Below are 19,945 nucleotides of genomic sequence, written 5' to 3'. Positions count from 1 at the left end.
CAGTTTGCCAATGGGAGTCTCCATGAGTGCCGTCACCCGTGCCGCCGTCGAAGGCGTGCTTCGCCAGTACACCGACCCCTACCTGAACCAGGACCCGGTCAGCGCCGGCTGCGTGCGTGCCATCGATATCCAGGGCGGGCAGGTCAGCGTGCAGTTGCAATTGGGCTATGCCGCCGGGCTGTTCAAGAACGGTTGGGCCCAGGTGCTGCAAACCGCCATCGGCAACCTTGAGGGCGTCAGCGGCGCCCAGGTGTCGATCGACTGCGTGGTGGCTGCGCACAAGGCCCAGGCCCAGGTGCCGGCCATGGCCAACGTCAAGAACATCATCGCTGTGGCGTCGGGCAAGGGCGGTGTGGGCAAGTCGACCACGGCGGCCAACCTGGCCTTGGCCCTGGCCCGCGAAGGTGCGCGGGTAGGTATTCTCGATGCCGATATCTACGGCCCCAGCCAGGGTGTGATGTTCGGTATCGCCGAGGGCACCCGCCCGCAGATTCGCGAGCAGAAGTGGTTCGTGCCGATCAAGGCCCATGGCGTGGAAGTCATGTCCATGGCCTTCCTCACCGACGACAATACACCGATGGTATGGCGTGGCCCGATGGTCTCCGGCGCGCTGCTGCAACTGGTGACCCAAACCGCCTGGGATGACCTGGATTACCTGGTGATCGACATGCCGCCGGGCACCGGTGATATCCAGCTGACCCTGGCGCAAAAGGTACCGGTGGCCGGTTCCGTGATCGTTACCACTCCGCAGGACCTGGCGTTGCTGGATGCCAAGAAGGGCGTGGAGATGTTCCGCAAGGTCAATATCCCGGTGCTGGGTGTGGTCGAGAACATGGCTGTGCATATCTGTTCGAACTGCGGCCATGCCGAGCACCTGTTCGGTGAAGGCGGTGGCGAGAAGTTGGCCAGCCAGTATGGCGTCGACCTGTTGGCATCGCTGCCGTTGTCGATGCTGATCCGCGAGCAGGCCGACAGCGGCAAACCGACGGCGATCGCCGAGCCGGAAAGCCAGATTGCCATGGTCTATCAGGAGCTGGCTCGCCAGGTGGGCGCGCGGATCGTGCTGCAGGAAGCAGCGGCACCGGCGATGCCGAGCATTACCATCAGCGAAGACTGACGCACTTCCTGTTGGAGCGGCCGTTTAGCGACACAAGGCCGCTCCCGCACGTGCAGGCATAGCCTTTATGTCAGGCATAAAAAAACCCGCCAGAGGCGGGTTTTTTTGAAAGCTAGGAAGCGAGATCGACTTAGGCGATCTGAACTTCTTCAGCCTGCATGCCTTTCTGGCCGCGGGTAGCGACGAAAGTAACAGCCTGGCCTTCTTTCAGGGTTTTGAAGCCGTCAGCTTGGATGGCTTTGAAGTGCACGAACAGGTCGTCGCCCGACTGAGGGGTGATGAAGCCGTAGCCTTTCTCATCGTTGAACCACTTAACGGTACCGTTTTGACGGTTGGACATTTTTCTGTCTCCTTGGACAATTTGATAACGGTCAGGAAAAACCCTGCCCGGGACTGAGCGCAAAGAGAGCAGAAAATTCAGCGATGGGCCGATCAGGATCGTGCATCAAACTAGAGATTCTCGGTGTCACGTGCAGCACAGTGGCGCCACCTTACCCCACTTTCCGCAACCTGCCAATGGTCAGAGGGCGCTTTACGCAAATTCGGATCGACGGCGGCTGTAGCCCCCGCCCGGCGCGGGATGAGGCATGGAACTTTAACCTGGGCGCCGGGACCGGTAAGATGCGCATCACGATTTTCAACACGCAACTCTTCAGGACACCCCGCCATGAGCATCAAATCGGACAAGTGGATTCGCCGCATGGCGCAGGAACACGGCATGATCGAACCGTTCGTCGAGCGCCAGGTGCGCGGCGAACAGGACAGTCGAGTGATTTCGTTCGGGGTCTCCAGCTACGGTTACGACGTACGCTGCGCCGACGAATTCAAGGTGTTCACCAACATCAACTCGGCCACCGTCGACCCGAAAAACTTCGACGCCGGCAGCTTCGTCGACATCAAGAGCGACGTGTGCATCATTCCGCCGAACTCGTTCGCCCTGGCGCGCACTGTCGAGTATTTCCGCATTCCGCGTGACGTGCTGACCATCTGCCTGGGCAAGAGCACGTACGCCCGTTGCGGCATCATCGTCAACGTCACCCCGCTCGAGCCTGAGTGGGAAGGCCACGTGACGCTGGAGTTCTCCAACACCACCACGTTGCCGGCGAAGATCTACGCCAACGAAGGCGTAGCGCAGATGCTGTTCCTGCAGTCCGACGAAGAATGCGAGGTGTCGTACAAGGACCGTGGCGGCAAATACCAGGGCCAGCGCGGCGTCACCTTGCCGCGTACCTGAGCCGACAAGCGCGGGGAATTACCCGCGCCTTTGGCACTCCAACGCAGTAATGCCGGTGCGCATGATGTGCATCGGCTTTCGTCAGGAGCAGCCAATGAAACTCCATCCCGCAATCAGTGCCAAGCTGGCAGGCCTGCAGCCCAATCACGTGGGGTTGTTGCCCTGGTCACTGCTGGCGCACCCGCTGCCCATGCAGGCGGGGGGCGTGCCCCACCAGCCTGACCCCGATACCCCGCAACCGCCGGAACCGGGTGAAACACCCCCCATGGAGCCGGGCGAGCCGACCTTGCCGGACGAACCGCCACCAGCCCCTGTGGCCTGAGTGCTGTCACAACGGCCAGATGCGTCCCGCGCCAGCCAGGTATACCCGGCTGGTATCGGCTGGCGTGATTTCCCAGCCCCCGGTGAACTCACCGAATGCCGGCAGCAGGCTGACGTGCGCATCGATCAGGAAGCAAGGCAGGCGCAGGCGTTGCCGGGCCTTGCCGCGCAAGACGAACGCCGGATGCACATGGCCCGCCAACACCGGGTGCGTTGGGTGGGGCTGAGGCTCGTGCCGTAGCGCAAACGGTTCCAGTAGCCAGGGCTCGTCCTCGGTTTGAATATGCAACGAAGCCGGCGGATCGCCGGCATTGCGATCATGATTGCCGCGTATCAGCACGATTTTCAGGTGTGCATGCCGTTCCCGCCACAGCTGTAACCTGGCCAGCGTCGCTGGTGCTCGAGCTGTGCGTGCATGGAGGAAGTCGCCAAGAACGATCAGCTGTTCGCAGTCATGTGCTGCCAACAAGGCGTCCAACCGGGCAAGTGTCGCCTGGGTGGTACCGCGTGGCACCGGTTGATGCAGGGCGCGATAGCTGGCGGCCTTGCCGATGTGGACGTCGGCCACCAGCAGGGCGCGGCGGGCAGGCCAGTAGATGGCCTTGTCGGGGAGCAGCCAGAGCGACTGGCCACAGTGTTCGATGGGTTGGTAGTTCATCCTCCAACCGCCGCTTGTTCCAGTTCCGCCACCATGCGCGCAATCCGATCCGCCAGCTTCTCGGTGCTCAACGTCTCGCGCATGCCTTCCACCAACAACGCAAACGCCAGCGGCCCTGGCCGCCTCAACGCGCGCAGGTCCAGTCGCAACTCACCCATTTTCAGCAACTGCCGACGCAGTCGTTCGATCTCCAGCTCCTCGCTCAACACCTCATCCTGCGCCTGGCCAAGCAGCAGGTTCCCTGTATCGTGTTTGCGAAACACTTCATAGAACAGCCCACTGGAAGCCTGGATCTGCCGGGTGCTCTTCTGCGCCGCTGGGTAGCCGCCAAACACCAGCCCGGCGATCTGGGCAATCTCACGAAAGCGCCGCAGAGCCATTTCCCCGGCATTCAGGCTGGCCAGCACATCTTCCAGCAGGTGATCGGTGCTCAGCGCCAGCGGCAAGTAACTCGCCCAGTCCACCAGGGCAGGACTGAGCAGTTCGAACCCATAGTCATTGACGGCAATCGATACCGATAGCGGTTGCACGCGGCTGACCCGCCAGGCAATCAGGTTGGCCAGGCCCAGGTTGGCCATGCGCCCGGCAAAGGGGTACAGGAACAGATGCCAGCCCTGGCGTGACTTGAAGGTCTCGGCCAGCAGTGTGCCGGTGGTGGGCAAGGCCGACCATCGTGCCTGCAGCGCCAGCAGCGGGCGCACTGCGCGCATGTCCGGGCCATCAAAGCGTTCATGGGCTGCAGCATCGAGCTGTTCGACCAGCGCGTCGGCCAATTCGCTCGAGAGCGGCATGCGCCCGCCATTCCAGCGCGCCACCGCAGCCTTGCGCGCCGTGCTGCGACGCACATAGGCCGTCATGTTTTCCACGCGCACCAGCTCCAGCACCCGCCCGGCAAACACCAGCGCGTCGCCGGGGCGCAGGCGGGCAATGAAGGCTTCCTCGACACTACCAAGCGTCTTGCCCGCGCTACCCTTGCCCCAGTATTTGAGTTGCAGGTTGGCGTCGCTGACGATGGTGCCGATACCCATGCGATGGCGTCGTGCCAGGCGTTCGCTGGCGACCCGGTAAACACCGTCGGCGTGGCGCTCGACGCGCTGGTAGTCCGGGTAGGCGCTGAGCGAGTTGCCGCCATGACAGACGAAGTCCAGCGCCCATTGCCACTGGCTGTCGCGCAACTCGCGAAAGGCCCAGGTGCTGCGCACTTCAGCCAGCAGTTGCTCGGGACGAAAGCCACTGCCCAGGGCCATGCTGACCAGGTGCTGGACCAGCACGTCCATGCTCAGGCGTGGTGAGAAGCGGGCTTCGATGTGACCGGCAAGCAGTGCCTTGCGGGCCGCCGCTGCCTCCACCAGCTCCAGGCTGTGGGTAGGCACCAGGGTGACCCGCGAGCGCCGTCCCGGCGCATGCCCTGAGCGCCCGGCACGCTGCATCAGGCGGGCAATGCCCTTGGCCGAGCCAATCTGCAACACCCGCTCCACTGGCAGAAAGTCCACACCCAGGTCCAGGCTGGAAGTACAGACCACGGCTTTCAGGCTGCCTTGCTTGAGGCTGCGCTCGACCCAGTCGCGGGTTTCTCGGGCCAGTGAGGCATGGTGCAAGGCAATCAGCCCGGCCCAGTCGGGGCGGGCTTCAAGCAGGGCCTGGTACCAAAGTTCGGCCTGTGCACGGGTGTTGGTGAACACCAAGCAGCTGGCACTGGCGTCGATCTCGTGGCTGACCTGGTCGAGCATCTTCAGGCCCATGTGCCCCGCCCAGGGGAAGCGCTCGATGGCTGTTGGCAGCAAGGTATCGACCTGTAGCGCCTTGTCCTGGCGGCCCTGTACCAGCAGGCCGCCTTGCGGCAGCAGTACCTCCAGCGCATGTTGCAGGTTGCCGAGGGTGGCCGAGAGGCCCCAAGTGGGCAGGTCGGGGTGCCACTGGCGCAGGTGGGCCAGGGCCAGTTGCAGTTGTACCCCGCGTTTGTTGCCCAGCAGTTCGTGCCATTCATCCACCACCACCAGGCGCAGCGTAGCGAAGTCTTCGCGCGCCTGTGCCCGGATCAGCAGCAAGGTCAGGCTTTCGGGTGTGGTGACCAGCACGCTTGGCAGGCGCCGCGCTTGCCGGGCGCGTTCGGCGCTGCCGGTGTCGCCGCTGCGCACCCCCACGCGCCAAGGCAGTTCAAGTTCATCCAGTGGCGCCTGCAAGGCGCGCGCAGTGTCAGCGGCCAAGGCCCGCATGGGCGTGACCCACAGCACCTGCAATGGCACCGGTTGGCTGCTTTGGGGCTGGGGCTTGAACGCGCGAAGCGCGGCGAGCCACACGGCGTAGGTCTTGCCGGCGCCGGTACTGGCATGCAATAGGCCAGACTGGCCGCGCTCGACGGCTGCCCAGACGCGTCGCTGGAAAGCGAACGGCTTCCAGCCGCGTTTGGCGAACCAGGCATTGGCAAGGTCGATGGCGGCGGGCATAAGGCAGTGGTCCGTCGAAGGTCGTGCTTCTACAGACCACCCGCCAAGGGCAATGGTTTTACCGAATCAGTTGCCCAGCAGATAGCCGCTGCGGCACACCTGCTCGCCGGCCACATGGGCGATGACCATGCCAGCCGTTGCCATGCGCCGCACGCTACGGGCGTACAGCAGGCCCGGCTGGCTGTTGCGTATGGCGGTCACCCGGTCGCTTAGGGGGTCGATGATTTCTGCGATCAACTGGCCGGCTTCCAGGTGCTGTCCTGGTTTGGAGTGATACACCAGCAAGCCGCCCAGTGGCGTCGACACCGGCTCGACAGCGGCCAGCGGCGTGGCGGGGTTGAGCAAGGCCGGCAAAGGCGGGCTGGCGCCCTCGATAACACCCGCGTGGGTCAGAAAGTCGATTATCGCCTGGCAATCCTTGCTGGCCAGGTCATGGCTGACATCGGCCTGGCCACGCAGTTCGACGGTTACCGAGCAGCAGCCCAGCGGGATCGGGAAGCGCTTGCCGAAGCGCTGCTGCAACTGCCACCAGACCAGGCTGAAGCATTCGTCGAAAGACTGCCCGCCCGAATCGGTGGCCAGCAGGCTGGCCTGGGCGCCCAGGTAGCGGGCCAACGGCTCGATTTGCGGCCAGGCGTCTGGTGTGGTGTACAGGTGCTCGACTGCCTCGAAGTCGCAGTGCAGGTCCAGCACCATCTCGGCATCGCAGGCCAGGCGCTGCAGGATCAGGCGCTGGGCTTGCAGCGGTGTACGGGCTGGGTGCGCGTCCAGCCCGCGGCGCAGGTATTCGCGGATCAGTGCGAGGTTGTGAGCCGAGTCCTGGGTCAGGTGCTCTTCGATCTGGTCGCCGATGCTGTCTGACAGGTCGACGAAGTTGCGGTTGAAGTTCTCGCCGCTTTGCAGCTCGAAACGCCCCAGCGGCGCATCCAGCAACACTTGCTCCAGGCCGACCGGGTTGGCCACCGGCACCAGGATGATCTCGCGCTGCAGTCGACCTTGCTGTTCCAGTTCGGTTAGGCGACGCTTGAGGTGCCAGGCCACGAGCATGCCTGGTAGTTCGTCGGCGTGCAGCGAGGCCTGGACATAGACCTTGCCGCCACCGCGGGGGCCGAAGTGAAAGCTGTGCAGTTGGCGGGTGATGCCCGGAACGGGTGAGAGCAGGTCGTGGGTTGAATGGTGCATGGTGGTCCTGGCTGCGTAGCGAAAACGGTCTGCGACACGGGTCGGCACACAGATAGAAGCATAGTTTTCAGCCTTTCGCCTCCATCCGTGTAGCCCTGATTACCGCACTGGCCTCTTCAGGCCAGTAGCGCCTGCAAGGTCGCCAAGTCATCTGCCTCGTCCACCGGCTTGTCCAGCCGCCAGCGCAGCATGCGCGGAAAGCGCACGGCAATACCGCTTTTGTGGCGTCGAGACAGGGCGATGCCTTCGAAGCCCAGCTCGAACACCAGCGTTGGCGTCACACTGCGCACCGGGCCAAAGGTTTCCACCGTGGTCTTGCGAACGATGGTATCGACCTTGCGCATTTCTTCGTCAGTGAGCCCCGAATAGGCCTTGGCAAAGGGCACCAGCACCCGCCCTGGCGTGCCAGCCGGGGCGTCCCACACGGCAAAGGTGTAGTCGCTGTACAGGCTAGCCCGTCGCCCATGCCCACGCTGGGCATAGATCAGCACGGCATCGACGCTGAACGGGTCGATCTTCCACTTCCACCAGGTGCCCATATCCTTGGTGCGCCCCACGCCGTAGAGGGCTTCGCGCTGCTTGAGCATCAGGCCCTCGACACCCAGGCTGCGCGACAGCTCGCGCTGGTGGGCAAAGTCGGCCCAGTCCGGGCCTGTCAGCAGCGGCGACAGCAGCACGGGGGCAAGCGGGTGCTCATCGACCAAGCGTTCCAGTTGGCTACGGCGTTCGTGCTGCGGTCGGCTGCGCCAGTCTTCGCCTTGCCACTCCAACAGGTCGTAGGCCTGCAGCACCACCGGCGCATCGTGCAGCATTTTTTTGCCCAGCGTTTTGCGGCCGATGCGCTGCTGTAGCAAGGCGAAAGGCTGCACGGCCAGTTCAGCCCCTGTATCACCAGGCTTCCAAACCAGAATCTCACCGTCGAGCACAACGCCATCGGGCAACGTCTGCGCCAGGCTGTGCAGTTCTGGGAACCGCTCGGTAACCAGTTCCTCACCGCGCGACCAGACCCACAACTGGCCCTCGCGCTTGACCACCTGGGCGCGAATGCCGTCCCACTTCCACTCGATTTGCCAGTCGCTTGGGGGGCCGAGCAGGGTATCGAACTGGTCGGTGGAGGCTTGCAGCGGGTGGGCCAGGAAGAAGGGGTAGGGTTGCCCGCCACGCTGGCTGTGCTCATCGGCGGTCTCTGGAGCGATCAGTTGCTGGTAGTCGGCCGCCGTGGGGCGATGGCTGATGTCGGTGTAACCGACCAGGCGCTGGGCTACGCGTTTGGCGTCCAGCCCGGCCAGTTGCGCCAGGGCGCGGGTGACCAGCAGCTTCGACACGCCCACGCGAAAACTCCCGGTGATCAGCTTCAGGCACACCATCAGGCTGGGGCGATCCAGCTGCGCCCAGAGCGCCGGCAAGCGCTGCCGGATATGCTCGGGTGGCAGCCCGCGCAGGGGCAGCAAGTGCTGCTCTACCCAAGTGGCCAGGCCTTCCTCGCTGCCATCGATGTGCTGCGGTAACAGCAGCGAAATGGTCTCGGCCAAGTCGCCCACCGCCTGATAGCTTTCTTCGAACAGCCAGTCCGGCAGGCAGGCCAGGGCCGTGGCCATTTCACGCAAAAGGCGGGTAGGCACCAGCTGACGTGGGCGCCCCCCGGCCAGAAAGTACACTGCCCAGGCGGCGTCGTTAGCGGGGGCTGTGCCGAAGTAGTCGCGCAGTGCCTCAAGCTTGGCGTTGCTGGAGGTAGTCGCGTCCAGGCGCAGGTACAACATGGCAAAGGCTTTCATGGCGAAGGCCCGGTGTTCGGCACGTCGTCCTCGTCGCCATACTCGGTGACGAAGGCGCGGGCATCCAGGCCTTGTTCGTTGAGGTAGCGCACCAGGACGTTGACCGAGCCGTGGGTGACCATCACCCGCTCGGCGCCGGTCTGGCCAATGGCCCAGAGCAGGCCGGGCCAGTCGGCGTGGTCGGACAGCACGAAACCCCGGTCCACGCCGCGCCGCCTGCGGGTACCGCGTAGCAGCATCCAGCCGCTGGCGAAGGCGTCGCTGTAATCGCCGAAACGGCGCATCCAGCTGCTGCCGCTGGCTGACGGCGGGGCCAGCACCAGTGCCTGGCGCAGCAGTGGGTCGTTGCGTGGGATATCGCCTGCATAGCGCGTTTCCGGCAGGTGGACACCGGCGTCCCGGTATACCCGGTTGAGCGGCTCGATGGCGCCATGCACAAGAATCGGGCCGATGCTGGCATTCAGCCCATGGAGAATCCGCTGGGCCTTGCCGAAGGCATAGCAGAACAGCACGCTGGCCTTGCCCTGTTCGCGATTGGCCAGCCACCAGGCATTGATGCCTGCAAAGATTTCGCTTTGCCTGGGCCAGCGGTAGATCGGCAGACCGAAGGTCGATTCGGTGATGAAGGTGTGGCACGCCACCGGTTCGAACGGGGTGCAGGTGCCGTCGGGCTCTACCTTGTAGTCACCGGATGCAACCCAGACTTCACCCTGATACTCCAGGCGCACCTGTGCCGAGCCCAGCACGTGCCCGGCCGGGTGCAGGCTCAGGGTTACCCCGTGGTGCAGCAAGCGTTCGCCGTAGGGCAGTGTCTGCAAATCGATATCCAGGCCCAGACGACTGCGCAGAATACCGGCACCAGGGCTGGCGGTCAGATAATGGCCATTACCGGTGCGCGCATGGTCACCGTGGCCATGGGTGATCACGGCTCGGTCCACGGGCCGCCAAGGGTCGATGTAGAAATCGCCGGGCGGGCAGTACAGGCCTTCGGGGCGGGCGATGACAAGGTCCATGGGCTATGTGCACTGGTTGGGTTACCAGTTAGGAGCGGTGGTGATGGGGGGAAGTTCGGACGGGTTGGGGCGGGTGTTGGGCGGAAAACTGGCAGCGCTCGGTACCCGCACCCGCCCATCATTTGATCAATGCCTTACCGACCCGGCACCAAGGTCAGGCGCTGGTTGCCATACGCCCGCCCGAAGTTCTGCTGCTGCAGCGGCAGGCTCATGAAGCGCCCTTTGAACCAGGCATCCAGCCCGTCGCTGTAATGTGCGCTGGCCGGGTTGCCTGACTGGCCGCTGCTGGTCAGCACCTGCAACGGTTCGGCCTGGCCGAAATCGACGACCATCCGCGCCGAGGCTGGCAGGCGGGTGGCGAAGTCGCTGCCCCAGGCGTATGGCGTCAGGGCCAGGGTGGAAAAGTCGCCGCCAGCGGCCAGGGGCGAACGGCTGATGGCATCGCCCAGGCCATGGTAGGCCGGTGCCGGCCAGCGGTATTGGTGCAGCTTGCCCCATTGCCAGGCGCGGCGGTCGGCGCCCAGTTGCGCGATTCCGGTATCCATCGCACTGGCCAGGCTGCGGGCGAGGATGGCGGGCTTGTCTTCTTTTTGCGGAGTATTGCGGTCATCCCAGAACGGGCTGTCGTCGCGGCCCAGCAGGTGATCGGCCTGCGCCGAGAACGACAAGCGCGCATTGCTGACGAACGCCTGCCAGGCTGGGCCAGACTCCGGGCCCAGGTCATCGAGGAAGGTCTGCCGCGCGACCTCCTGCAAGAACAATTCGTACAGTGCGGCATCCGCCGACACCGGGCTCAAGCGGCCATCGAAGGCCTTCAGGCGGGCCAGCGTGTCCCGGGCCTTGTCACGCTGGGCTGCCGGTAGGGCGTCGATCGCCTGCTTCAGCGGCTGGGCCATGCCAGGGGCGTCGAACATCTGCTTGAGCTTGTCGGCCAGCAAGGTCACCTGATCGTTCTGCAGGGCCATCAGGCTGCGGCTGTCGTGGCGCCCGTTGCCGGCAAGCTGGGCCAGGCGTTCGGCGCGTTCGGGGTAATACCAGGTGCTGGACAGCTGCATGCCGTAGCCGCGCGGCAGGCTGCGCTGGTTGGCGTGGCCGATCCAGCCTGCAGGTGGGTCCTGGTCATACGGGTGCAGCATCGGGTCGGCATAGCCGTCCCAGTCGTAACGCCCATCCCAGCCCGGCGAAGGTAACAAGCCCTGGCCTTCGCGGCGGTTGGGGTAGCGGCCACTGACTTGCCAGCCGATGTGCTCAGGTTCGGCGAACACGAAGTTGAGGGCAGCAGCAGTGACTTCACGGGTGCTGTCGAAGGCCCGTTCCACGTTCTTGGCCCGGGTCAGGTCGAACAGTGCATCCAGGCTGCGGTCACCCTTGAACTGTGGCAGGTTCAGCGCCAAGCCAAGGCTGGCGTTGTCTGGCTGGGCCAGCAAGGTGCCGTGGCGGGTGTCATACATCACTTCGCGCAGGGGGCGTTGGCCACGCACAAAGAAGGTTTCGCTACGGGCGCGAGCTGGCAGCCATTTGCCGTCGGCCAGGTAGCTCAGCTGGCTGCCCTGGCGGCGCAGCTGCTCGATGAACAGGTCCTGGTTGTCGGCCATTACCGCGCTGCTGCTCCAGGCCAGCTTGCCGTTATAGCCGGCCAGCACGATCGGCAAGCCAGGCAACGACAGGCCGGCAACCTGGTACTTGCTGGTGTTGATTTGTACCGGGCTCAGGGCCCAGGCGGCACGGCTGTCGCTGGCCAGCAGGCTCTTGCCGCTGCGGCTGCGCTGCGGGGCCAGGGCCAGGTTGGCCGAACCCGGGCTGCCGAGCAGGTCAAGGTCGGCCAGCTTCTGGCTGGCAGCCGCCAAGGCTGGCAGCCCCGGCAACTGGCTGGCCAGGTTCAGGCCCTTGAGCTTGTCCACTTCGCTTTCGGCCAACGGCTCGTCGGGGGCCCCAGGCAGCAGCCAGGCCAGCTTGTCGCTGCCGGTTTTCTGCGCCAGGGTCAGGGCGCTGAGTTCTTCCTGCAGGTTCACCGACTGGCTGAAGGCATATAGGCAAAAGATCAGCGCCGAGTCTTCGGGCTTCCAGTATTCGGGGCGATAGCCGCTGCTGGCCAGGGCGGCCGGCAGCTTGTCGCGATAGCGGAACAGGTAGGCGTTTACCCCGCGCGCATACACTTCGAAGAAGCGCTTGAGCCGTGGTGATGCGTCGGCGTATTGCTGGGCCGCGCTCTGCTTGAGGTTGGCGGCGCGCATCAGGCGGTCGATATCCAGCGCTTCGCTGCCGGCCAGTTCGGCCAGGCGGCCCTGGGCGAGCAGGCGCATGGCGACCATCTGTTCGATGCGGTCGCCGGCGTGCACATAGCCCAGGCTGAACAGCGCATCATGGAAGCTGCTGCTTTCGATCAGCGGCGCGCCCATGGCATTGCGCCGTACCGAAACATTCTGCGCCAGGCCTTTGAGTGGCTGCACGCCACTGGTCGGTGGCACGCTGTCCTGGTAGCCGCCCGTCTGGCAGCCGGCCAGCCCGAGCATGCCGAGCAGCGTGGCAGCGGTGGTGAACCGCAGGCGGAAGGGAGGAAAGGCGGGGGCTGCCATGACAAGGGCTCCTGCAAGGCGAGGCTGGTTTGGAAAGGCGCTAAGGTAGTAAGCGCGCAGGCGCCGTGCAAGGTCCCAGGTCGGTTTATTTGATTACGCCGGGTCAAACGTCGAAGTGGTCAGCCAAGGTGTCGGAAAAATGCGTGCAATTGATACGCGCGTAGCGTTGGTAGTCACGGCTGACCGCAAATGCTGAACCGGGCATCAACAAGATCTTGTGTTGTTCCAGTTTGCGCATGAAAGGTTGCAGGTTTGGCAGGCCCGGGTGGTAGACCCAGAGGAACATGCCGCCTTGCGGCGCAATATCGAACTGCCAGCCGCGCTCGAGCAACAAGCGTTGGGTCTGCACTTGCTGACGGATCAGGCGCTGCTGCACGTCCTTCATGTGTCGGGCATAGGTGCCGTCAGACAATATGGTGTTGACGAAGCGTTCGCAAAACGCCGGCACGGCGACGCAGGTCAGCAGTTTCAGGCGTGTCAGTGGTTCGATCAGGTCTTGCGAGCAGGCAATGAAACCCACACGCAGTGATGCCGACAGGCATTTGGAGAAGCTACCGACGTAAATAACCCGGTCAAGGTTGTCCAGCTCGGCAAAGGTCTGGCGCACGGCAGGGCTGAAGTCGCCATACACATCATCCTCGACCACGAAAAACTCGTGCTCCACCGCCAGGCGCAGGACGCTGAAGGCGTTATGGGGGCTGATGTTGCTACCGGTCGGGTTGTGGAACGTGCTGTTGCAAAAGAACGCCTTGACCTTGTGCGTGGCCAGGTAGCTTCTCATTTCTTCCACGTCCGGCCCGTCCTGGGTTCGCCGAATGCCGACCACGTGCCCGCCCGCCAGCTGGATCAGCTTGATCAGGTTGCCGTTGCCTGGTTCGTCGACGAAAACGTGGTCGCCTGGTTTGATCAACAACCGTGCGACCAGGTCCAGGCCTTGCGTGGCACCCAGCGTGGTCAGCAACTGGTTGGGGCGGGCTTCGACACGGGTCAGCCGCTTCATGTGCACGCACAACTGCTTGCGCATGGGCAGGTAGCCCTGGATGTCGCCGTACTCTGCCAGTGAGCTTTGCTCCAGCCGCGCCGTGCGCCGAATGGCCTTGGCCAGCAGCTCGGTGTCTCGCCATGCAGGGGGCAGCCAGCCGCTGCCCAGCTTGGTGTAATGCTGGCCGCCCTGCAGCAGCCGGAACAGCGGATCACCGGCCATGCACTCGGGTTCGTGGATAACGCTCGCTTGCCGGGCCCGGTTTGCGACGAAATAACCACGGCCGGGTGAGGCCGTCAACACACCTTCGCTGACCAGCTGGGCATAGGCCGATACGACGTCGTGGTAACTGAAGTCGACCGCAGCCGTCAGCTTGCGGATGGAGGGCATGCGTTGCCCTGGCAACCACTCGCCGGCATCCAGGCGTTGTTTCAACAGGTGATGAAGGCTGCTGGGGTTCATGGCAGGTCCGAAACCGTTAGAAAAAAAAGCCTAACAGTTAACGGAAATGCTTGTCGACTGTTCGTTTGCAAATGGCCAGTACATGCCACTATCCCCTTGTCGGAACTTTCGGCTGCCAGCAAAGGCAGCACTTTTAGCGTCTGTGCACACCAGACAACTGGATATCAAGCCCATGCATACTATGGACATGCAATCAGCCGTGATTGCCAGGCTCCCTGTGCCTGATGAACTGGCGTCATTCAAAGTTGTAAAAAACCTTGTGACCTCGGCGTTGTTGGAGTGCTGTTCAATCGACGAGTTCGAGGCGCTGAAAGAAACATTGGTTATTGAAAGTGTTTCTGAACAGGCCCATGCCGACTTGCAGGCCTTTGCCCAGAAAGATCCGGCGGCTGGCCGTGACCTGGTATTCATTGCAAAAACCTACACCTCTTACTCGGCGGTTTTGCACTATCGACTTGCCCATTGGATTTACCGTAATACGGCCTCCACCTACGGCGCCGGCGGCCAATGCCTGGCTGCCATGATCTCCAGGCGCGGAAAGATGCTCTCGGGGGCGGAGATCCATTTCCGCAGCCGCATCGGTGCGCGCTTCATCATCGATCACGGCATGGGCACCGTCATTGGTGAGACCTCGACCATTGGTGACGATTGCTACGTGCTCGGCGGTGTCACCCTGGGCGCCCGAGGCATCAGTGACAACCCTTCCAGCGCCCGGCACCCGACCCTTGGCAACCGGGTACAGATCGGCGCTTTCGCCAGTGTGCTGGGTGCTATCCACGTCGGCGACGGCGCGTTTATCGGGCCGGGTTGCATTATTACCAAAGATGTCCCCGCCGCTGCTCGGGTACAGATAAAAACATCATTGCAGGTGGTACTTGAACCATGAATGCTCTCAACTATGAAGTTTTACGCAACACCGAGAAATTGTATTACAAAGACCAATACCAGGCCGGTGCAAACACGCAAGTAACGCGGGTGCACAGTGACGGTATCGAGTTGCAAAGTACCGTGGCCTACCCGGAAGGCGGTGGCCAGGAGGCAGACATGGGTACCATTGAACTTCCCATCGGTACCGTACGCTTCATCTGGGTTAAAAAACTTTACGGTAGCCCCATTCGCCTTGAAGGTTTCAAAGGCGGAAAGCTGGGCGGCATCATTATTCACAGCCTGCACCCCGATGACCTGCACTTGCTCGATGAAGTCACCGCAGGTATGCCGGCCCGCGTCACCATCGATATTGAACGGCGCGAACGGCTGACGCTGTCTCACAGTGCCAGCCACTTCTTGTATGCCGCCGCCATCGGGCTGCGAGAAGAGTTGAAGCAATGGACCATCGGCTGTCACATCAAAGAGGACTCGGCACGTTTCGATTTCCTGGTCGAGGACGCCTTCACCGCCGAGGACGTGGTTGAAATAGAACGGCGGGCCAATGAACTGATCGGCTGCGAAGCGCCCATCGAGCACTACGCGGTCGATGGGCTGGAAGACGCGCGCTTGTGGACCTACAACGGCATCGAGATCCCGTGTGGTGGCACACACCTCGATTCACCTCGGCGCATCGGGCACCTGAGCGTCAGGCGCAAACGCCTGGGTAAAGGCAAGGAACGGCTGATCTGCGTGTTCCCCGAGGCCGAAATCGACCTGTCTACCTATCACGAGCATGCACTATGAACAGCACGCTACCGCGGCGCACGTACCTGTATTTCACCGCACAGTCGATCAACCTGACGACTGCTGTCATGTCGGTGACCATGGCCGCCATCGTTGGCGCGGCGCTGGCGCCTGACGCTGCGTGGTCCACGGTGCCGTACGGGTTCCAGTTCCTGTGCCTGATGTTGGCAACCTATCCGGTCTCCAGGTTGATGGGCCGCATTGGCCGCAAAAAGGCCTTCATGCTGGGGGCGATCCCCTTGGCGTTGTCGGGTGTAAGCGGCTTCCTGGCGGTGGAGCACCAGCATTTTCCAACCCTGGTACTCAGCCATTCTGCGTTGGGTGTGTATATCGCGTTCGCCAACTTCAACCGGTTCGCGGCCACCGATAATCTTTCCCAGGCCCTTAAGCCCAAAGCCCTTTCGCTGGTCGTGGCAGGGGGCGTCATTGCTGCTGTCGTCGGGCCGACGCTCACCGAGTGGCTGCGGGATGTGGGCGGTTACCCACTGTTTTCGCTGTGTTATGCCGCGTTTGTCGGCCTGGCGTTGCTGTCACTGCTGATCGCCCTGTGCCTGCCCAACGATGCAGGGGTGGCCCGTGCGGTCAACAACGCAGCCAAGTCGTCTAGCGCCCGCACTGAGCCTGCGAGCCCAAGCGTGATGGTGGCCATGGCGGTTGCCGCGCTGGGCTACGGGATCATGAACCTGTTGATGATCCAGGCCTCGATGCACATGAAGCACATGCATGAGGACTTCTCTGACGTGCGCCTGGCGATCCAGTGGCATGTGATTGCCATGTTCGCCCCGTCGTTCTTCACCGGCGCCATCATCCAGCGGCTGGGTATCAGGACCACCATTTGCGCGGGCCTGGCCCTGTTGATCGGCTGTTCGGCGATGAATATCTGGTCGCACAGCTACGCCATGATGACCCTGGCGCTGATTGCCCTCGGGCTGGGTTGGAACCTGACGTATGTAGGCGGCGGTGCCTTGCTCGCTCAGTCGCTGCAAAACAGCCCGGCGGCGATGCAGATGCAGGGCAAGAACGACCTGGCGATTGCCATTTTCGCCACCCTCGGCGCATTCAGCCCTTCGCTGTTGCTGAGTTCGGTTGGCTGGGACGGCACCAATGCCATCTGCATGGTCCTGTGCATCGGGCTGCTGGTCGCCACTGCCGGCCTGCTGCAGAACAAGGCCTGCTTGCATACTTCAATGGAAGGTAGCCGCAAATGAGCGAGCTCATCAGTGTCAGCGAACGCATCTACACCAAGTTGGAAATGAACAACCCGGGCGGTAGCCACAAATACCGTGCGGCCCGGCGCATCGTCGAGCATGCCGTGCGCAATGGCAATATCATTCCCGGTGTGACAACCGTCATCGAAAAAACCGGCGGCAGTTTCGGTTTTGGCTTGCTGGCGGCTTGCCACAAGCACCAAGTCGCCGTTGAGCTGGCAGTCGGGTTGAGTTTCAGCCAGACCAAGCGGGACCTGCTGGAGTGCTTCGGTGCACGGCTGATTGGCAAGGAAATGCTGATGGCCGGTGCCACACCCAAGGATGTGGTGATGCATCACCTGGAAAACCAGGCCGCGCTGGGCAAGTCATACTTTTATACCGATCAATTCAACAACCCGGTGGGTGTCGAGGCGCATCGCTACCAGACAGCCAGCGAGCTGGCCGTGCAACTGACCAATGCCGGGGCCGGGCGGGAGATCCTGTTTGTCGGCTGCGCAGGCACTGGCGCCAGCTTCACGGGTATTACCCTGGGGCTGAAGGACCATGGCTTCGAGGTGTCGACGGTGCTGGTCGACCCCAGCGGCTGTGACTCGCGGGCTGGGGTGTTCGCCGATCATCGCTTTGAAGGCATGGCGGTGGGCGTTTGCCCGCCGTTCATGGACTGGTCGCTGGTGGACGAACGGGCTCAGGTGCAACATGCCGAAATGCTGGCCGCGCAGCGCTGGTTCTACATGCAAAGTGGCATTTTCGTCGGCAATACCGCCGCAGCCTGCCTTGCGGTCGCCCAACGTATGGCCCAGCACCCGCGCTATGCCGCAACCACCTTGGTGACCATCGCCTATGACGCCGGCCTGTGGTACCAGGACCTGCTGGGGACGAACCGACGCAAAGCCGCGTAGGCACAAGCCCACAGCAGGGGGCAGGTCAGATCAGGCGCCGTGGCACTTCTTGAACTTCTTTTCGCTGCCGCACGGGCAGGGGTCGTTACGGCCAACGTCCTTCAGGGCGTTGCGTACCGGCTCCTGGTGGCCGTGGTTGCAGTGCGGGCCGTGCACATGGCCGTGATCGTGGTGGTGATCATGGTCGTGGTTGCAGTCAGGGCCATGAACGTGGGGTTGTTGGGACATTGCAGGGTTACTCCGGGATGTGATCGCCGGGGATTATCTCACCACTGCGCGATAAGTGCAGGTCTCGATGGATGAGCAGCCCGGTCGCCAGTTCGCCCTGCAGGGTGTAATGCAGCGGCTGCTTGCTGCGTAGCAGCTTGGCCAGTGGCTTGAGGTGCTGCCACAGGTTGGTTCGCGCGGTGATCTTGAAGGTGCGCTGGGCGTGCCCGCCCACGCTGCGCCATACGCTGGTTTCATCCTGCACCAGCAGCAGGTCGTTGAGGCGAACGGCATACGACAGGTTGCGGATGAACAGGCGGCTGTCATTGGGGTTGTCGACCCGCAGGTGCAACACGAACTCCTGCTCCAGCAGCCTGGCCTTGACCGTTTCGACCTCGACCAGGTGCACTTCGGGTTCGCGCCAGTCGTCGCCACCCCAACTGGCGCAGCCCGTCAGCAATGCCATCAGCGTACCGAGCAACAGCAGACGGGCGCGGTCGATCATGTTCAGCTCCCCACGTAACTGGCGCAGCACTTCTTGAACTTCTGCCCGCTGGCGCAGGGGCAGGGGTCGTTGCGCCCGGCCTTCAGCCCGACCGTGGGGTCGATGAAGTACCAGCGCCCGGCATGCTGTACGAACGCCGAACGCTCGCGGTGCTGGTGATCGCCGTCCTGGTCGTGCCAGCGTGCGGTGAAGGTGACAAAGCCGTGTTCCGGCTGGCCGCCCAGCACTTCGGCGCTCTCTACCTCCAGGCCCAGCCAGGTGCTTTGGGCGCTCCAGGCTGCCATGGCGGCGCGGTCCAGGTCGGCCTGCTGGGCCGGCAGGGTCGTGGCCACCAAGTAGTCGACCAGGCCCAGCACGTAGGCACTGTAGCGTGAGCGCATCAGTGCCTGGGCATCCGGTGCCGGGGTGCCGGCATGGTAATGCCCGCAGCAGGCGTCAAGCAGGTTGCCACTGCCACAAGGGCAGACCGAGACACTCATCATCACCACCAGTACTTGCCGAAGTTTTCAGGGTTGGCCCAGAACTGTGAGGGGGCTGGCGGCAGGCCAAGCGTAGCGGGCTTCATAGCGGACCTCAAGGGTTTCTGGTGACAACATGGTGACAGCGTTGGTGACAGTTGGCGAGCCTCTGAGGTGACCTTTGAGTCTCCCATTCTGGGGTCCTTATCGCCTGTGCGGACCTGCGCGAGGGCACACGGGGGAACCTTGGCGGGCAGTATGAATGAGGTGGTCTCTCAGATTTTTGTGGCAAAACGCGAAAAGTCTTTACGGTGGCCTGTGCGCCCACAGCCAGAAGACCAGCCGGACAACCAGACAGACCCAGTAGAGGGCCTGTAGGTGGTCCATGGGGTTCTCCTTGAGGGATTAGAGTGACTTGTGAAAGCGAACGTCTGTGAGTTCGTGTTGCAGGGCTACCTCAAGGAGGCGCTCATATGAATGCGGCCAGCTCCCTTGGGATTGGTCATTAGAAGCGCCTGATTGAAGCAAGGCATAGCATAGCGCCGCATGTGGTGTCAGAGACTCGACAGGCACCTTAGTGACTACCCGTTTGCCCTTGTAGGTGTAGCACAGTGTGACACTCATCGCGGGACCTTTTTGTGGGCAACTTAGCTATTGAGCATAGCCCGTCACGCTTCGTTTGAGGAAGTATCAATCAACGGCCTCAGCGGGCCTTGAGACGCCTTGCAGCGGTCCTGATGTCCCTCATTGCGATTCGATAGTTGTCCTTCTCACGCTCGATCAGGTGGACCACAGCGGCCTGTACCGACACACGTTCAAAGCCTGAGCCTTCCAGTTCAAGCCAGCGCTTGACGATCATATTGGACAGCTTGAAGGAATACCGGGAGAGCAGCGTAAAGGTCAGCTCCTTGTCGAGGATGGTCAGCGGCTGGAAACGACCATAGCCATCTGGTGCCTTGGTCTCGACATACTGACATTGGTCCAAATCTGGGCCGATCTCGTTGAGCATCTTTCGGATGTCCCGAAGGACGTGCTTGTGGTTCTTCCCGGTGATCTCCGCGATCTCCAAGGACGACATACCGGGTAAGCCGTTGAGGGTCGTTGGGGAGACCGCTCCAGTCTTGGAGATTTTCTCGAAGATGGTTGCGGTGCTGTTGATCATGTTCATAGTGTCGATTTCCTTTTGGTAGTGCCCTTCAGGTCGCACCCACAGCCGAGCATCCAGACCCC

Annotated in this window: 19 protein-coding genes; 7 read left to right on the top strand and 12 right to left on the bottom strand. The window is 62.8% G+C overall.

Annotated elements, in window-relative coordinates; translation table 11 throughout:
• Nucleotides 1–22: 22 nt before the first annotated feature.
• Nucleotides 23–1,117, top strand: coding sequence for an iron-sulfur cluster carrier protein ApbC (gene apbC, locus ACNQP3_RS22975; RefSeq protein ID WP_012273870.1), 1,095 nt, complete (start codon nt 23–25; stop codon nt 1,115–1,117).
• Nucleotides 1,118–1,247: 130 nt separating this feature from the next.
• Here the strand turns inward: apbC and ACNQP3_RS22970 are convergent, their stop codons facing one another.
• Complete coding sequence (locus tag ACNQP3_RS22970) at nt 1,248–1,457, bottom strand: cold-shock protein (protein ID WP_012273869.1); 210 nt, start codon at nt 1,455–1,457, stop codon at nt 1,248–1,250.
• A gap of 327 nt (nt 1,458–1,784) precedes the next feature.
• Between ACNQP3_RS22970 and dcd the strand changes: the two genes are divergently transcribed.
• Together dcd and ACNQP3_RS22960 are read left to right on the top strand one after the other, a co-directional pair.
• Nucleotides 1,785–2,351, top strand: coding sequence for a dCTP deaminase (gene dcd / locus ACNQP3_RS22965; RefSeq protein ID WP_003258001.1), 567 nt, complete (start codon nt 1,785–1,787; stop codon nt 2,349–2,351).
• Nucleotides 2,352–2,445: 94 nt separating this feature from the next.
• Nucleotides 2,446–2,673, top strand: coding sequence for a hypothetical protein (locus ACNQP3_RS22960; protein ID WP_003254918.1), 228 nt, complete (start codon nt 2,446–2,448; stop codon nt 2,671–2,673).
• Nucleotides 2,674–2,679: 6 nt separating this feature from the next.
• Here ACNQP3_RS22960 and pdeM read toward each other — a convergent pair whose 3' ends face one another.
• The 7 genes from pdeM to ACNQP3_RS22925 form a co-directional block, all read right to left on the bottom strand.
• A complete protein-coding gene (pdeM, locus tag ACNQP3_RS22955; protein ID WP_060514053.1) occupies nt 2,680–3,330 on the bottom strand; it encodes a ligase-associated DNA damage response endonuclease PdeM in 651 nt (216 codons plus the stop codon).
• A complete protein-coding gene (locus ACNQP3_RS22950; protein ID WP_264316493.1) occupies nt 3,327–5,777 on the bottom strand; it encodes a ligase-associated DNA damage response DEXH box helicase in 2,451 nt (816 codons plus the stop codon). Before ACNQP3_RS22950 ends, pdeM begins: the two co-directional genes overlap by 4 nt.
• Before the next feature lie 66 nt (nt 5,778–5,843).
• Nucleotides 5,844–6,959 (bottom strand): succinylglutamate desuccinylase/aspartoacylase family protein, encoded by a 1,116-nt coding sequence (locus ACNQP3_RS22945; protein ID WP_264316492.1) that lies wholly within the window; start codon nt 6,957–6,959, stop codon nt 5,844–5,846.
• Between the two features lie 116 nt (nt 6,960–7,075).
• On the bottom strand, nt 7,076–8,734 hold the full coding sequence (locus ACNQP3_RS22940) for an ATP-dependent DNA ligase (protein WP_264316491.1): 1,659 nt from the start codon (nt 8,732–8,734) through the stop codon (nt 7,076–7,078).
• The gene (locus tag ACNQP3_RS22935) at nt 8,731–9,747 is read right to left on the bottom strand and encodes a ligase-associated DNA damage response exonuclease (protein ID WP_012273864.1); all 1,017 of its coding nucleotides are present in this window, start codon (nt 9,745–9,747) and stop codon (nt 8,731–8,733) included. Before ACNQP3_RS22935 ends, ACNQP3_RS22940 begins: the two co-directional genes overlap by 4 nt.
• Nucleotides 9,748–9,881: 134 nt before the next feature.
• A complete protein-coding gene (locus ACNQP3_RS22930) occupies nt 9,882–12,323 on the bottom strand; it encodes a penicillin acylase family protein (protein WP_264316490.1) in 2,442 nt (813 codons plus the stop codon).
• Between the two features lie 103 nt (nt 12,324–12,426).
• Nucleotides 12,427–13,767: a PLP-dependent aminotransferase family protein gene (locus tag ACNQP3_RS22925; protein ID WP_060493577.1), complete on the bottom strand. Its 1,341-nt coding sequence runs from the start codon at nt 13,765–13,767 to the stop codon at nt 12,427–12,429.
• A 172-nt stretch (nt 13,768–13,939) separates the two neighbouring features.
• On the opposite strand from ACNQP3_RS22925, the gene ACNQP3_RS22920 reads away from it, so the two are divergent.
• The 4 genes from ACNQP3_RS22920 to ACNQP3_RS22905 are packed head-to-tail and all read left to right on the top strand — an operon-like array spanning nt 13,940 to nt 17,545.
• Complete coding sequence (locus tag ACNQP3_RS22920; RefSeq protein WP_041166578.1) at nt 13,940–14,653, top strand: serine O-acetyltransferase; 714 nt, start codon at nt 13,940–13,942, stop codon at nt 14,651–14,653.
• Nucleotides 14,650–15,438 carry an alanyl-tRNA editing protein gene (locus ACNQP3_RS22915; RefSeq protein ID WP_012273860.1) on the top strand — a complete coding sequence of 263 codons (789 nt, stop codon included), beginning with the start codon at nt 14,650–14,652 and terminating at the stop codon, nt 15,436–15,438. The genes ACNQP3_RS22920 and ACNQP3_RS22915 overlap by 4 nt, the downstream gene beginning before the upstream one ends.
• Nucleotides 15,435–16,646, top strand: coding sequence for an MFS transporter (locus ACNQP3_RS22910; RefSeq protein ID WP_012273859.1), 1,212 nt, complete (start codon nt 15,435–15,437; stop codon nt 16,644–16,646). Before ACNQP3_RS22915 ends, ACNQP3_RS22910 begins: the two co-directional genes overlap by 4 nt.
• Entirely contained in the window at nt 16,643–17,545 is a 903-nt protein-coding gene (locus ACNQP3_RS22905) for a pyridoxal-phosphate dependent enzyme (protein ID WP_012273858.1), read from the top strand. The genes ACNQP3_RS22910 and ACNQP3_RS22905 overlap by 4 nt, the downstream gene beginning before the upstream one ends.
• Nucleotides 17,546–17,575: 30 nt before the next feature.
• On the opposite strand, the gene ACNQP3_RS22900 is transcribed toward ACNQP3_RS22905, so the two are convergent.
• The 4 genes from ACNQP3_RS22900 to ACNQP3_RS22885 form a co-directional block, all read right to left on the bottom strand.
• A complete protein-coding gene (locus ACNQP3_RS22900) occupies nt 17,576–17,773 on the bottom strand; it encodes an SEC-C metal-binding domain-containing protein (RefSeq protein WP_009684590.1) in 198 nt (65 codons plus the stop codon).
• Between the two features lie 7 nt (nt 17,774–17,780).
• Nucleotides 17,781–18,257: an LEA type 2 family protein gene (locus ACNQP3_RS22895; protein WP_012273857.1), complete on the bottom strand. Its 477-nt coding sequence runs from the start codon at nt 18,255–18,257 to the stop codon at nt 17,781–17,783.
• Between the two features lie 2 nt (nt 18,258–18,259).
• The gene (locus ACNQP3_RS22890) at nt 18,260–18,736 is read right to left on the bottom strand and encodes a YchJ family protein (RefSeq protein WP_012273856.1); all 477 of its coding nucleotides are present in this window, start codon (nt 18,734–18,736) and stop codon (nt 18,260–18,262) included.
• Between the two features lie 682 nt (nt 18,737–19,418).
• The gene (locus tag ACNQP3_RS22885) at nt 19,419–19,883 is read right to left on the bottom strand and encodes a Rha family transcriptional regulator (RefSeq protein ID WP_016488749.1); all 465 of its coding nucleotides are present in this window, start codon (nt 19,881–19,883) and stop codon (nt 19,419–19,421) included.
• Nucleotides 19,884–19,945 lie beyond the last annotated feature (62 nt).

The sequence above is a fragment of the Pseudomonas sp. LFS074 genome (assembly GCF_047978165.1).
GTDB classification, from domain to species: domain Bacteria; phylum Pseudomonadota; class Gammaproteobacteria; order Pseudomonadales; family Pseudomonadaceae; genus Aquipseudomonas; species Aquipseudomonas putida_P.
Note: the sequence above shows the minus strand (reverse complement) of the source record. Positions and strands in the feature narration are given on the sequence as shown.

Coding starts and splice junctions, on each gene's coding strand:
- apbC (WP_012273870.1), top strand. CDS start 23: ATGAGTGCCGTCACCCGTGCCGCCGTCGAAGGCGTGCTTCGCCAGTAC.
- ACNQP3_RS22970 (WP_012273869.1), bottom strand. CDS start 1,457: ATGTCCAACCGTCAAAACGGTACCGTTAAGTGGTTCAACGATGAGAAA.
- dcd (WP_003258001.1), top strand. CDS start 1,785: ATGAGCATCAAATCGGACAAGTGGATTCGCCGCATGGCGCAGGAACAC.
- ACNQP3_RS22960 (WP_003254918.1), top strand. CDS start 2,446: ATGAAACTCCATCCCGCAATCAGTGCCAAGCTGGCAGGCCTGCAGCCC.
- pdeM (WP_060514053.1), bottom strand. CDS start 3,330: ATGAACTACCAACCCATCGAACACTGTGGCCAGTCGCTCTGGCTGCTC.
- ACNQP3_RS22950 (WP_264316493.1), bottom strand. CDS start 5,777: ATGCCCGCCGCCATCGACCTTGCCAATGCCTGGTTCGCCAAACGCGGC.
- ACNQP3_RS22945 (WP_264316492.1), bottom strand. CDS start 6,959: ATGCACCATTCAACCCACGACCTGCTCTCACCCGTTCCGGGCATCACC.
- ACNQP3_RS22940 (WP_264316491.1), bottom strand. CDS start 8,734: ATGAAAGCCTTTGCCATGTTGTACCTGCGCCTGGACGCGACTACCTCC.
- ACNQP3_RS22935 (WP_012273864.1), bottom strand. CDS start 9,747: ATGGACCTTGTCATCGCCCGCCCCGAAGGCCTGTACTGCCCGCCCGGC.
- ACNQP3_RS22930 (WP_264316490.1), bottom strand. CDS start 12,323: ATGGCAGCCCCCGCCTTTCCTCCCTTCCGCCTGCGGTTCACCACCGCT.
- ACNQP3_RS22925 (WP_060493577.1), bottom strand. CDS start 13,767: ATGAACCCCAGCAGCCTTCATCACCTGTTGAAACAACGCCTGGATGCC.
- ACNQP3_RS22920 (WP_041166578.1), top strand. CDS start 13,940: ATGCATACTATGGACATGCAATCAGCCGTGATTGCCAGGCTCCCTGTG.
- ACNQP3_RS22915 (WP_012273860.1), top strand. CDS start 14,650: ATGAATGCTCTCAACTATGAAGTTTTACGCAACACCGAGAAATTGTAT.
- ACNQP3_RS22910 (WP_012273859.1), top strand. CDS start 15,435: ATGAACAGCACGCTACCGCGGCGCACGTACCTGTATTTCACCGCACAG.
- ACNQP3_RS22905 (WP_012273858.1), top strand. CDS start 16,643: ATGAGCGAGCTCATCAGTGTCAGCGAACGCATCTACACCAAGTTGGAA.
- ACNQP3_RS22900 (WP_009684590.1), bottom strand. CDS start 17,773: ATGTCCCAACAACCCCACGTTCATGGCCCTGACTGCAACCACGACCAT.
- ACNQP3_RS22895 (WP_012273857.1), bottom strand. CDS start 18,257: ATGATCGACCGCGCCCGTCTGCTGTTGCTCGGTACGCTGATGGCATTG.
- ACNQP3_RS22890 (WP_012273856.1), bottom strand. CDS start 18,736: ATGAGTGTCTCGGTCTGCCCTTGTGGCAGTGGCAACCTGCTTGACGCC.
- ACNQP3_RS22885 (WP_016488749.1), bottom strand. CDS start 19,883: ATGAACATGATCAACAGCACCGCAACCATCTTCGAGAAAATCTCCAAG.